The sequence below is a fragment of the Cysteiniphilum marinum genome (assembly GCF_014857925.1).
In the GTDB taxonomy this organism is placed as follows: Bacteria; Pseudomonadota; Gammaproteobacteria; order Francisellales; family Francisellaceae; genus Caedibacter; species Caedibacter marinus.
The window spans coordinates 174,314-187,115 of the sequence record NZ_JACYVZ010000002.1 but is presented as its reverse complement, the minus strand read 5'-3'; the positions used below and the strand labels follow the sequence as shown (position 1 = coordinate 187,115).

The following is a 12,802-nucleotide window of genomic DNA, read 5'->3' as shown; positions in this document are numbered from 1 at the left end:
GCAAGGGGCGAGGTGAATGACGGTCTAGATGGAAAAGCTTATTGTCTCATTATCATTGAGCCAATGCCTCTTTGACTTCATCTGGCACAAATGGACGACCTCCAGCTGCTGGAATGCATGTGGCAATAAAGTTCGCTTCAGCACAAACCTTGCCATTGCAAAGCATTTTTTGATAAAACCCGAATTTGATGTTGCTGATGGGCGTAAGCTCACAGGTGACTTCAACTTGATCACCCTTCTTAAGCGAGCTTTTAAATTTGAGCTCATAAGATGCTAATAAATAAAGTTTGCCCTCATCGGCAGCTTTGACGATATCTATACCAAAGACATCACGCATAAAGTCATGACGTACTTTTTCCATATAATACGGGTAATATAATCCATCAAGAATCCCTTGAAAATCAATATGTTCATCCTTGATGCTAAGTGTTTGACTATACATTTTGTCTCTTGTTTTCTTTGAATTAACGCTATATCGATAGATATTAAAACATGTTGCTTTTATCCACGTCTATAGAGAATTATGAAACTATACAAGAAAACTAGTTGTCACTTTGAATGGTGATGATAAGATGAAGCTTCGCTAATTTTTTGATTCAAAAATATGTTGGAAAATCATACACCGCATACGGTTTCAAGGATGAAAAAACTTGGGGGTATTTTGTTAATTGCCGGTACATCGATTGGCGCGGGAATGCTAGGTATTCCTTATGCTGTTGCTGCGGTTGGTTTTAAAAGTGCGTTGATCTTGTTGTTTATCAACTGGATTATTATGTTAGCAACAGCACTGTTGATCGTTGAAGTTAATGTGCGTCAGCCCTTAACGGCAGATTTAAATACCATGGCGTTTGCTACTTTGGGACGCTTTGGGCAAGTTGTCAATTGGCTGGCTTATCTATTATTGCTATATGCGTTAACCACAGCGTATATTGCGATGGGTGGTGGGCTGCTTGATCAATATGTGCTAGGTGTAAGTAACTCGGATGGATACGGGGCGCTGTTATTTACTGTGATATTAGGTGCGGTTATTTATTTTGGTACATCAGCAGTTGACCAACTAAATAAACTATTTTTCACTCTTAAAGCACTTTGTTTTATTGGGATTATTGTGGTCGTCGTGCCGTATGTGCAAACCAGTTTGTTAAGCACGCAAAGCATGGGTATCGGCTATGCGTGGTATGCTTTTCCTATCTTAATCACTTCTTTTGGGTTTCATATTGTGATTCCAACGATTCGTAATTATTTTAAAAATGACCATGAGTTAAAACGCATTGTTGTCATTGGTGCGAGTGTGCCATTTATCGTCTATGTGGTATGGGTTATTGTTACTTTAGGTGTTGTTCCTGTTTTGGGTGAATATGGTTTTAAATATCTCATGACACATGGTGTTGATTTAGGTAAGGCGTATCATCATCTACTGAATGTGCATGCGGCCAGTGGTTTTATTGTTGGATTTTCCAATATTGCAGTCACAACATCATTTCTTGGCGTGACTCTGGCATTATTTCATTTTAATCAAGATGCTTATCGCTTGAAGAGATCAACCAAAGCAAAGCTTTTAAACTTTGTGATCACCTATGTGCCACCATTAATATTCGCTGTTTTTTTCGTTAATGGTTTTTTGGCTGCATTAGGCTACGCCAGCATCTTTGTTTGTATTTTGCTAATTATACTGCCGGCGTGCATGGCATGGTCATTAAGAAATCGTGAGGGGCGCAATACGCTACCCAGTAAAATATATTTATCATTATTGATCCTATTGGGTGCATTTATTATTGTGTTGCAAATATTAAGTAGTATCGGTCTTTTATCAGTATTAGCATGATTTCTCTTGAGCTTGAGCATATTTTTAGTCATAATTCAGCCGTTTTCATTTACCTTTAAAATGATTTTCTGCTAAAACTAAACTGTGCGCATGAGATGGGTGTACATTTTTCATTTGCGATTAGGTGACTCGTTTCGGGATTGTTTATATACTGCGCGCGCAGTATATATGTTCGAATATCAAAACCCTTGATGAAATTGAGGTAAGCTTAAAAGTAAATGCTAAGTAAGAAGAAATAGAAAAAGTTTAAAAAATAAAAATATGAAATATCTTAATTAAGGGAATTCATGTCGGAAGATAACCAGATAACTTATGATGAACTTGCTGCGGTGGCTGAACGCTTAAGTCGTGAGGGGCGCAAAGTCACACTTGAATATGTGCGTCGCGAGTTAGGTAAGGGCACGCATGCACAGATCGCGGTCCTTCTTGGTAAGTGGCAAAAAGAAAATGCGCAATTAATGCATGAAAATAAAAATGCAAGACCTAAATTTTCACAATCAAGATCCGATGATACGAGAAATACAGGCACTTCTTCGTTGCGTAGACCAGATATGAATGGCTTTAAATCAAAGAAGCCTATGCGTCAACAGCAATCCTCTCATGGGCAAAGCGAATACAGAAAATCTTATTCAAGAACGCAGTTTATCGGTAATGGTAATTCTGATGAGTCTTATGAGGCGATCGCTCCGCGCGAGTCATTGACTTCGGAGCGTTTAAAGGCGGAGCCTGCGATTATCCAGAAGCTTTTTCAGGCATTAGCGATTATTAGAAGTACACGTTTGTTAGCACAAGAGCACTATCAAACAGCACAGAATGAATTGCTTAATACGCGTATGACCTGTGATCAAGAAGTGCGTGATTTTCAAAAAACGGCGAATGAGCAATTATTGGCATTGCAAACCGAGTTCAGTCGTTTGAAAACAACTTATGATCAAGAGATTATTGCCATTCGTCGCCAGTTAAGTATATAATTCTGCCCGCTAAGTTGATCAGACAGTCGCGTCTTACAAAAAGTGGTAGGACGAGGAAAGTCCGGGCTTCAAAGAGCAAGATGCCAGGTAACGCCTGGGAAGCGTAAGCTTACGGAAAGTGCAACAGAGAACAGACCGCCTGTATTGTTATATAGGTAAGGGTGAAACGGTGTGGTAAGAGCGCACCGCGCTTTTGGTAACAAAAGTGGCATGGTAAACCCCATCTGAAGCAAGGCCAAATAGGGTTGTAATAGTGTGGCTCGCGCTGCAACCGGGTAGGCTGCTTGAGCGTTATGGTGACATAATGCCTAGATAAATGACTGTCCACGACAGAACCCGGCTTATCGATTGACTTAGTATTTTTTACCTAATGCAAGATGTTTGATATTTATCATACTTTCACTAGGGTTTTTTACTGATTTTCGTTATCCTTAAATACAGCTTTTATTGATCGTGCATGCTTAAATTCTAAGTGTGGACTTTTGATTTTTTTAAGATGATTTTTGGATAGATAAGAATGGTGCAAGTAACAGACAAATATGCTTTAACCGATGAAGGGTTGATTGATTTTCAGAGATGGTTACCATTGTTAGAAGACTTTTATCCAAAACAACGTTTAGCAACGATTGCCGGCGCCATTGATATTTTAGCGCAATACGGTGTTGACGAGCCTTCGGTGCATGGTGGCACTTGTTTTGGTTATGGTGTTGAAATGGCGGCAGTGCTTTTTGATTTGCAGGCGGATGAGGAATCTGTCGCCGCCGCATTGTTATTTGAGCTTCATTATAATCAAAAAATTTCACCTGAGCTTGTACTTGAGTCTTGTGGTGAAGCGGTGTTGAAAATTCTTGATGGTGCAACAGCCATGTCGGCAGTTAGAGCATTGCAAAATGACAAACCTAATCAGGCGCAAATTGATACCTTTCGTAAGATGCTATTAACCATTGTTGAAGATGTGCGCATCGTGTTGGTTAAGTTGGCAGATAGAGTATGTACGATGCGTGCGGTTAAAAACTGGACGGAAAGCTACAAGCAGACAATTGCTAAGGAAATTCTTGAGATATACGCACCATTGGCAAATCGTCTGGGCTTGTCAAAGACAAAATGGGAGCTTGAGGATCGTGCTTTTGCTTGTTTATATCCTGTTGAATATAAGAAAATCGCCAGAGGATTAAAAAAGAAGCGCTTGCAGCGTGAGGCCTATATTCATGATGCGATGGATATGCTTGCAACTGAGCTTAAGAAAGAAAATATTCACTTTGAGCTATCTGGTCGGGTGAAGCACATTTATAGCATATGGCGCAAGTTACGCAAAAAAGAGCGTAGTCTTGATGAGCTATATGATATTCGAGCGATGCGTGTATTGGTTGATTCGGTTGATGAATGTTATCGTGCTTTGAGTATTGTTAATCAATTGTGGGAGCCCATTGCCAGTGAGTTTGCTGATTATATTGCCACACCTAAGCCAAATGGTTATCGCTCAGTTCATACCGTTGTCTATGGGCCTGAGCATTTAACGCTAGAGATTCAGATTAGAACACATCAAATGCACAATGAGTCTGAAATGGGGGTGGCGGCACATTGGCGCTATAAAGAAGGAGTTAAACATGATCCAAGTTACGAAGCACGTGTTAATTGGTTGCGATCATTACTTGACTGGGAGACTGAGCTTGCCGATGAGTTAAAAAGTGATGAGCTTAAGAAAGAGCTTGCCGGAAATCGAGTGTATGTGTTTACACCTAATGGTGATGTGATTGATCTGGAGTTAGGATCTACCGTGCTTGATTTTGCTTATATGGTGCATACGATGATAGGGCATCGCACCAAGGGGGCTAAAATCAATGGCAAGATTGTGCCGTTGACAACTAAGCTTAGTACTGGAGATAAGGTTGAAATTCTCACTCACAAGGAGCCAAGTCCCAGTTTGGATTGGGCGAATGCCGGTAGTGGTTTTATTCATTCAGCGAAAATTCGCGCACGTGTGGCGCGTTGGTTTAAACAGCTCAATAAAGAGCAAAATGCGAGCTTAGGTCGCGAGCGCCTATTAGATGAACTAAAACAACATCGCTTAAAGTCAATTGATTATGCTGAAGTTGCCTCACATTTTAATATGGCAGATGAGGAAACATTGTATGCAGGAATTGAGACGGGGTCTCTGCGCTTTAATCAGGTGGTTAATTATATTGTTGAGCATTACAAGCTTATTGAAAAACCAACGGTTGAAGAAGTGGCGATTAAGAGTGTTAATGTCACACAAAGTTTAAAAGACAATGCACGCAAAACAGATTTAACAATTTATGGTGTTGATAATTTATTGTCACATATGGCAGGATGCTGCAAGCCGGTACAAGGTGACGATATTGTTGGCTATTTAACACATGGTCGAGGCGTGACGGTGCATAGAGCGGTGTGCCCTAACTTTTTGCGTTTAAGCTTAAGCTCACCTGAGCGGGTGCTTGATGTGCAATGGGGAAAAAAGGACTTAAGACGTTATCAGGTTGATTTGCTGTTGATTTGTAGTGATGTTGAAAAGGCGGTACACGAAGTTACCAGTATTTTAACGATTGAAAAGATAACGATTGCCGCATTGCAGCCTTCGCATTCAGATAAACATAAAACGATCAAACTAAGCTTGATTTTGACGGATATGCAAACCTTAGATACGTTGGCTAAAAAGATGAGCTCAACGGCTTATGTTGAGAATGTTACGCGTGTGATTGCGTAATTTTGTTATTTACTTAAGTGCATCAAGATATTTCTCAGCATCTAGCGCTGCCATGCAACCGGTTCCCGCTGAAGTAACCGCTTGTTTATACACATGATCCATCACATCTCCTGCAGCATAAACGCCTTCAATCGATGTTTGTGTGGCATTGCCAGTAACACCGGATTTAACCGTAATATAACCATTTTCCATGTGAAGTTGATCACTGAAGATCTGTGTATTTGGCGTGTGACCAATGGCGATAAATACGCCATCAACCGCAAGCTCTTTGGTAGTATTTGATTTGACATCTTTGATGCGTATACCAGTTACACCCGCGTCATTACCTAAAACTTCATCAAGGGTTTGAAACCATTCAAAGCGGATATTATCGTCTTTAGATTTTTTCATGATTTGATCAATTAATATTTTCTCCGCTCGTAGCTCATCACGGCGATGTACTAATGTCACAGTTTTAGCGATATTCGATAAATAAAGCGCCTCTTCAACAGCGGTGTTACCTCCTCCGATAACTGCGACATCTTTGCCGCGATAGAAAAAGCCATCACACGTAGCACATGCAGAAACGCCTTTGCCCATAAACGCTTCCTCAGAGGGAAGTCCCAAGTATTTGGCACTTGCTCCTGTGGCAATAATCAGCGCATCACAGCTGTATTGACCATTATCCCCAATTAATTTGAAAGGGCGATTGTTAAGCTCTACTTGATTGATGTGATCGTAAATCATCTGAGTATTAAAGCGCTCAGCTTGAGCTTGCAGCTTTTGCATAAGCTCAGGCCCTTGAATACCATTTTCCTCACCTGGCCAGTTGTCAACGTCGGTTGTTGTGGTTAATTGACCACCGGGTTGCATGCCAGTGATAATCACGGGGTTTAAATTAGCGCGTGCGGCATAAATAGCTGCCGTATAGCCAGCAGGTCCTGATCCTAAAATAATAAGTTTGTGATGATTTTGTGCCATCTTTTTTACTCCATAATGTCAAATAATCAAACGACAACATGGTAAACGGAAAGCGCGCTGGAAGCTATTGCCGATTTGAAATTAGTTGATGTAGGGAAGGTGATGATATTTATATCGAGGCTGTATTAGAATGCTTTGGCATAAAATTAGTGGTAAAAGAGTGCTTAAACAATGAGGTTATCTGAGCGAATGAAAAGGGTTTATTTCTCAAAGCTTTGGCGAAGTGCCTGTGCATTTGTTTGGTAGCCGTGTTAATGATGGCTTAAGCGGTGGTGAAAATGATTCAGACGAGGTTAGATAGAGTTTATGCGGAGAACCATCAGTCGCTTGGTTAAGCTTTATGATGGATATGATGTTGAATATAAACTATTATCACTTAGCGATATTGATGAACCGCTTAAATAGGGAAAAGGCAAAAATATGAAAAACTCCCAATTGGTATCTCAAGTTTTGAGAAAATTATTACTGAAAACTATGTTTATATCGATAAAACCAAACATATTGATAAGCTGGTGAACAAAGGTGCAGGGCGTTATTTTCTATCGCGTCCTAGACGTTTTGGTAAGTCATTATTAATTGATACGATTAAGCAAGCTTTTCAAGGCAATAGGGAATTATTTAAAGGATTGCATCTTGAGAAAAATTGGGATTGGGAAGTCATTTATCCTGTATTACATTTTAGTTTTGGAGAAGGAAATATATCAAACCCTCAACTGTTGGATGAGAAAATTAGTACATTTCTCGATACGTATTATAAGCGTTATAATGTTGAACAATCTTATAGTGAAATCAGTAGCAAATTTTCTTATCTCATTAATACACTTGGCAATAAGTATCAGCAAGTGGTTATTTTAATCGATGAATATGATAAACCAATCTTAGATAATATTGATAATAGCGACCTGGCCATAGCAATGCGCCAACGTTTGAAAAATTTCTATAGTGTCATTAAAGCGCAAGATGAATATATTAAGTTTGTGATGCTAACTGGCGTTTCAAAGTTTAGTAAAGTGAGTTTGTTTAGTGACTTAAATAATCTAAAAGATATTACTGTAGATGCTAAATATGCTGATATTTGTGGTTATACGCAATTAGAGCTTGAAGTATCTTTTAAAGCGCATTTAGATCAGGGTGATGTTGACAGAAATCTGTTAAGAAGTTGGTATAATGGTTATAACTTTGCAGGAAGTGACAAGCAAAAAGTTTATAATCCCTTTGATATTTTATTATTTATTGATGAAGGCTATCATTACCAAAATTACTGGTTTGAAACGGCAACTCCGACTTTTTTAATTAAAATGATTGAGAAGTATCGCTATTTTATTCCTAATCTTGAAAATGCCATTGTTGGTGAGGATGTCTTAAAAACTTTTGATATCGATAATATGCCTATTGAAACACTTTTATTTCAGACAGGATACTTAACGATTAAAGAAATGTTTCTCCGTGGGCATGTCATTGCTTACCTATTGAGCTATCCAAATTATGAGGTCAAATATAGTCTTAATAATAGTCTGGCAATGATAGCGACAAATGACAGTAAGAAAAATCAAGTAATAGATCATATGATTAGCGCTTTTGAAAAAAATAATTTTGAGCGCTTAGGTGAAATTATCTGTAGTCACTTTGCAAGCATTCCACATGATTGGTATCGCAATAATGATATTGAGAGATACGAGGGGTCATCTCGGGAAAACGAAGAGTACTGCTCTTCGCCGAGTGACGTCCGGAGCACGGAGCAAAGGGCCGGAATACAAGCCTCGCAGGATGCATTAGGCGAAGGATTTTATGCCGGTATTGTCTATAGTTTTTTAGCCGCACTTGGCTATGATTTAATTGCTGAAGATGTAACAAATCATGGGAAAATTGATTTAACACTTGTGATGCCCGATAAGGTGCTGATTATTGAGTTTAAACTACAGAGATATGGTGATGCCAAAGAGGCTGTTGCACAGATTAAATCACGTCAATATGCACAAAAATATGAGTCTTATAATAAACCAATTTATTTAATTGGGATGAGTTTTGATGACAAACAGCGCAATATGGCTGATTTGGCAGTGGAAAGGTTTTAAATTAATGATGAATTATGAATTAACCCCGTAGGGTGAGTGTTGAAAATTAAAAATGAGGAGGTCGGTGTGAGGCTCACAGAGTATGAGATTAAGGCAATCAAAAGCTCATTTTTAGATGTTTTTGGTGGCGGTAGTATTTATCTTTTTGGTAGTAGGGTTGAAGATAGTAAAAAAGGAGGTGACATTGATTTATATATTGCACCTAATAAAGCGTTGCCGCGTGATCAATTGCTTGAGAAGAAAATAGATTTTTTGGTTAGCGTGAAAAGCTTGATAGGTGAGCAGAAAATAGATGTTATTATTGCCACAAATGAAAATAGGTTGATTGAGCAAGAGGCATTAACTAAAGGTGTTAAGCTATGAGTGGTAATAGTGTGTTGAATACATTTCAAGAAAAAATATATGAATGCAATAAGCACATTGAAAAGATTGAGACTGCTAAAAGATACATCGCTGATTATATGCCGCTTAGTGTTGAGGCTTATCAATCATTAGATGATGTCATTTTGAGTTTTATTGATGGGTTAATCTATCGTTTCTTAAAGCTTCAGGATACGATGGGAGTTAAAATTTTTCCTGCTATTTTGTCGTTGGCAAAGGAAGATGTGAAGAAAAAGACCTTATCTAAGAGAAGCCAGAAATGAAATAGCGCATGAATATTCATTTAATATGCCTGAAGTTGTCGATAGCATTAATCTTATTTATCACAAAAGTGATATGCTTGCAGAAATTTATGAAAGCGTGTGCACGTTTTGCAGGGTGAGGCTTGATATTGAATTAAAAATTGAGAATTAAGAATTAAAAACTAAAAATTAAAAATTGAGAATTATTGAAATATCTTATAAGATTAGCGACGGTTTTAGAGTGAGTAACTTATAAATCTCAAAATAAACATTGGACATGAGATAAAGTGGATAGAAAGATTTCGGTTGTTGGTTTAGGTTATGTTGGCTTGCCTGTGGCAGTTGCTTTTGGGCAGAAACATCAGGTTGTGGCTTTTGATATTAATGAAAAGAGAATAGAAGCTTTAAAAGCAGGGCATGATGCGACACTTGAAGTATCTGATGATGAGTTGCAATTAGCGGATTTGCTTTTAACCAATGAAATTAATGATTTAAAAAATGCTGATTTTCATATAGTTGCTGTTCCAACGCCTATTGATGATGCTAACAAACCTGATTTGACCCCACTTTTAAGTGCATCAAAGACTATTGGTCAGGCGCTTAAAAAGGGTGATATTGTTGTTTTTGAGTCAACAGTATACCCAGGTGCCACAGAGGAAGACTGCGCGCCTATTTTAGAGAAAGAATCAGGCTTGAAATGCGGTGTTGATTTTTTTGTTGGCTACTCACCTGAACGGATTAACCCAGGTGATAAAGAGCATACCTTTACTAAGATTCTAAAAGTGGTTTCAGGACAAACCCCTCAAGTTTGTGATATTGTTGCGAATGTTTATGCTTCTGTTGTTAAGGCGGGGGTATATAAAGCAAGTTCAATTAAGGTGGCTGAAGCGAGTAAAGTCATTGAAAATTCACAGCGTGACTTGGGCATTGCATTTGTCAATGAGTTATCTAAAATTTTCCATTTAATGGGCATAGACACACAAGAAGTCTTAGATGCTGCTGCTACTAAATGGAACTTTGTGAGACTTAATCCTGGCTTGGTGGGTGGGCATTGTATTGGTGTGGATCCATATTATTTAACGCATAAAGCAGAAAAACTTGGATATCATCCAGAAGTCTTATTAGCAGGCCGTAGGATTAATGATGGTATGGCAAAATATGTGGCTGAGCAAGTTGTCAAGTCGATGATTCGTGAAGGAAAACTGATTAAAAATGCTAAAGTTGCTCTGCTTGGAGTGACATTCAAAGAAGATTGTCCAGATATAAGAAATTCTAAAGTTTTTGATTTAATTGATGAGCTTAAAGATTATCATATTAATGTAGATGTGTATGATGCCTATGCTGATCCAGTTGAAGTTGAACGGTACCAAGGCATCCAATTAAAAACAACACAAGAAATGATGAATGTGCATTATGATGCTTGCATTGTTGCGGTAGCGCATACTCCTTATAAGGATATTCTGCGATTACCAAAGCACGATATATTAGTTGATGTTAAGTCAATATATGAAAAAGAGTCGTCTAAATTTAGGTTATAGGTGCTTATTAAGATGAGCGAGCTGCATTCTCAGCATTATTACAAGCATATAGATGGCTTAAGAGCTTTAGCTGTCATAGCAGTTTTACTAATTCACTTAGATTTCAGTCTATTTAGTGGTGGCTTTATTGGTGTGGATGTTTTTTTTGTTATCAGTGGATTTCTCATAACAAAAATAATAGTTAAAGAGCTTGAATCAACAAATAAATTTAGCTTTTTGAACTTCTATGTCAGGAGAATCAGAAGAATAATGCCAGCCCTTATGTTTATGCTAGTATTTTCTTTTATTTTGTCTGTGTGGTTATTAAATTTAGCTAAATTTAAAGTTTTTGGTGGATCGCTAGCGACAGCATCGTTATCAGTATCAAATATATTCTTTTATAGACAAGCTGGTTACTTTGATATTTTTTCACAGTCTAATCCTCTTCTCCATACATGGTCTTTAGGTGTTGAAGAGCAGTTTTATATTTTTTGGCCAATTTTATTGCTTATTACTTTTAAATTTTTCAGAAAGCATTTTATAAGTGTATTGTTAGGATTATTTATAATTAGCTTAATGCTAAACTTGATTTACCAAAACAAAAACCTAACTGCATTATATTATTTAGTTCAATTTAGAGCTTTTGAATTTTGTATTGGTGCATTTATTGTTTGGTTACTCAAGTTTTCAAAAGACATGAAAAATAGTATTCTAGAAGTACTTTGCCTTATTGGGATCGTGTTTATTTTATATCCTGTTTTCATATATGATTCTGAAACATTATTTCCAAGTTATAATGCTTTGCTACCTGCGATAGGCTCAGCATTAATAATATATGCTGGCTCAGCAAAATACATGGGTTTAATTTTTAGAGTAAAGCCTATTCGGTTTATAGGATTAATTAGCTACTCTCTATACTTGGTTCACTGGCCATTAATTGTATTTTTTAAGACATATAATGAGAATATGGGTCTTGCTTTTTCAATTTCTTTAAACACTAAGTTTCTGATTGTTTTATTGTCAATTTTAATTGCAGCATTAATGTATTACTTTGTAGAACAGCCTTTTAGAAGATCAATTCCTAAAAGCAAACCGATGCAAGTGTCTTTGATAGTAAGGTGGCTTGCAATTATTTTATTACTAACATCTCTTGGAGCTTCTATATTTTATAGCAAAGGGTGGCTTTGGAGGGCTAATGCACCTATTGCAGTAAGTCATATTGATGATATTTCTAAATACCATCAAGAAAACTGGGGTGGAGCTGGTTTTGACGGTGGCTATATACACAAAGGAAAGTCAAGAGCGCCTGCTATTGTAATGATGGGTGATAGTCATAGCGGCATGCTTGATGAAGGGATGGTTAAGGAAATTGGTCAGCCAAATGATTTAACTATATTTACAGTTTCTGGAGGAGGAGCGGGAATATATGCTAGTTCATTATTGCTTCCCGGAGTAACAAGATTAGATGCCAATCAAACTTTTTTTGATGAATCAGCTAAAACTGGGTATATTGAAGCAATTAAAAAATTAGATGAATCTCAAGACTCTATATTGGTTTATTCTGCATCGTATAACCAGCAGATTAGTTTGGCTGGTGATTTGAGGACACATAAAAGTTGGAATATTGATGCTCAAAATACGGATTCATATAGTAAATATGAGCCATTTATAGCTGCTCTGGATAGACTAAGAAAAAAGCTTAATGATCATAAGTTGGTGTTAATAGGAGATGTGCCAGGAGCGTCGGAATACAATGTAATGACATGCATAACTCGTTTAAAATGGTTCACATCTAATAGTTGCTTATCTAAGCAGCTTGAAACCTCTACTAACTTAGGGGCAATTAATGTTAATCACATTCTTCAAGAGTATGCTAATAAACATAAAAATGTATATTTTATCAATCCATATAATATTTTTTGCAAGAAAGGATTTTGTATTAATGTTGATGATCAAGGAACCCCTTTATATTCTGACGGTGCTCATCTATCAAAAGCAGGTTCGATTTATTTTATTCGACATGTTAAGAAAGAGTTATTAGGGATTATGGGTTTTACCTCTGGTAATAAGCTAAAGTTACAAGATGATGATGTATAGGATGGGAAA

Annotated in this window: 10 protein-coding genes and 1 other RNA gene; 9 read left to right on the top strand and 2 right to left on the bottom strand. The window is 37.4% G+C overall.

Features of this window, described 5'->3' with window-relative positions; genetic code table 11:
• Nucleotides 1-52: 52 nt before the first annotated feature.
• Nucleotides 53-442, bottom strand: a complete 390-nt coding sequence (locus IE867_RS02075) for an acyl-CoA thioesterase (protein ID WP_192483113.1) — start codon at nucleotides 440-442, stop codon at nucleotides 53-55.
• A gap of 198 nt (nucleotides 443-640) precedes the next feature.
• On the opposite strand from IE867_RS02075, the gene IE867_RS02070 reads away from it, so the two are divergent.
• The 4 genes from IE867_RS02070 (at nucleotide 641) to IE867_RS02055 (ending at nucleotide 5,521) form a co-directional block, all read left to right on the top strand.
• Complete coding sequence (locus IE867_RS02070; RefSeq protein ID WP_225629921.1) at nucleotides 641-1,825, top strand: amino acid permease; 1,185 nt, start codon at nucleotides 641-643, stop codon at nucleotides 1,823-1,825.
• A gap of 287 nt (nucleotides 1,826-2,112) precedes the next feature.
• Nucleotides 2,113-2,796, top strand: a complete 684-nt coding sequence (locus tag IE867_RS02065; RefSeq protein ID WP_192483111.1) for a DNA-binding protein — start codon at nucleotides 2,113-2,115, stop codon at nucleotides 2,794-2,796.
• A gap of 10 nt (nucleotides 2,797-2,806) precedes the next feature.
• Nucleotides 2,807-3,156: RNase P RNA component class A (gene rnpB / locus IE867_RS02060), an RNA gene on the top strand.
• Nucleotides 3,157-3,313: 157 nt separating this feature from the next.
• Nucleotides 3,314-5,521 (top strand): RelA/SpoT family protein, encoded by a 2,208-nt coding sequence (locus tag IE867_RS02055; protein WP_192483110.1) that lies wholly within the window; start codon nucleotides 3,314-3,316, stop codon nucleotides 5,519-5,521.
• Nucleotides 5,522-5,530: 9 nt separating this feature from the next.
• Here the strand turns inward: IE867_RS02055 and trxB are convergent, their stop codons facing one another.
• A complete protein-coding gene (trxB, locus tag IE867_RS02050; protein WP_192483109.1) occupies nucleotides 5,531-6,481 on the bottom strand; it encodes a thioredoxin-disulfide reductase in 951 nt (316 codons plus the stop codon).
• Between the two features lie 401 nt (nucleotides 6,482-6,882).
• Here trxB and IE867_RS14870 point away from each other — a divergent pair, with 401 nt between their 5' ends.
• The 5 genes from IE867_RS14870 (at nucleotide 6,883) to IE867_RS02025 (ending at nucleotide 12,793) form a co-directional block, all read left to right on the top strand.
• Nucleotides 6,883-8,556, top strand: a complete 1,674-nt coding sequence (locus tag IE867_RS14870) for an ATP-binding protein (protein ID WP_192483219.1) — start codon at nucleotides 6,883-6,885, stop codon at nucleotides 8,554-8,556.
• A gap of 39 nt (nucleotides 8,557-8,595) precedes the next feature.
• Entirely contained in the window at nucleotides 8,596-8,919 is a 324-nt protein-coding gene (locus tag IE867_RS02040; RefSeq protein WP_203249613.1) for a nucleotidyltransferase domain-containing protein, read from the top strand.
• Nucleotides 8,916-9,200, top strand: a complete 285-nt coding sequence (locus IE867_RS02035) for a hypothetical protein (protein ID WP_192483108.1) — start codon at nucleotides 8,916-8,918, stop codon at nucleotides 9,198-9,200. The genes IE867_RS02040 and IE867_RS02035 overlap by 4 nt, the downstream gene beginning before the upstream one ends.
• 266 nt (nucleotides 9,201-9,466) lie before the next feature.
• Complete coding sequence (locus IE867_RS02030) at nucleotides 9,467-10,717, top strand: nucleotide sugar dehydrogenase (protein WP_192483107.1); 1,251 nt, start codon at nucleotides 9,467-9,469, stop codon at nucleotides 10,715-10,717.
• A gap of 12 nt (nucleotides 10,718-10,729) precedes the next feature.
• Entirely contained in the window at nucleotides 10,730-12,793 is a 2,064-nt protein-coding gene (locus IE867_RS02025; protein ID WP_192483106.1) for an acyltransferase family protein, read from the top strand.
• Nucleotides 12,794-12,802: the final 9 nt, after the last annotated feature.

What these genes read in the sequence shown, in the direction of transcription:
- IE867_RS02055 (WP_192483110.1), top strand. Translation starts at nt 3,314, where the DNA reads ATGGTGCAAGTAACAGACAAATATGCTTTAACCGATGAAGGGTTGATT.
- IE867_RS02065 (WP_192483111.1), top strand. Translation starts at nt 2,113, where the DNA reads ATGTCGGAAGATAACCAGATAACTTATGATGAACTTGCTGCGGTGGCT.
- IE867_RS02070 (WP_225629921.1), top strand. Translation starts at nt 641, where the DNA reads ATGAAAAAACTTGGGGGTATTTTGTTAATTGCCGGTACATCGATTGGC.
- IE867_RS02035 (WP_192483108.1), top strand. Translation starts at nt 8,916, where the DNA reads ATGAGTGGTAATAGTGTGTTGAATACATTTCAAGAAAAAATATATGAA.
- IE867_RS02025 (WP_192483106.1), top strand. Translation starts at nt 10,730, where the DNA reads ATGAGCGAGCTGCATTCTCAGCATTATTACAAGCATATAGATGGCTTA.
- trxB (WP_192483109.1), bottom strand. Translation starts at nt 6,481, where the DNA reads ATGGCACAAAATCATCACAAACTTATTATTTTAGGATCAGGACCTGCT.
- IE867_RS02075 (WP_192483113.1), bottom strand. Translation starts at nt 442, where the DNA reads ATGTATAGTCAAACACTTAGCATCAAGGATGAACATATTGATTTTCAA.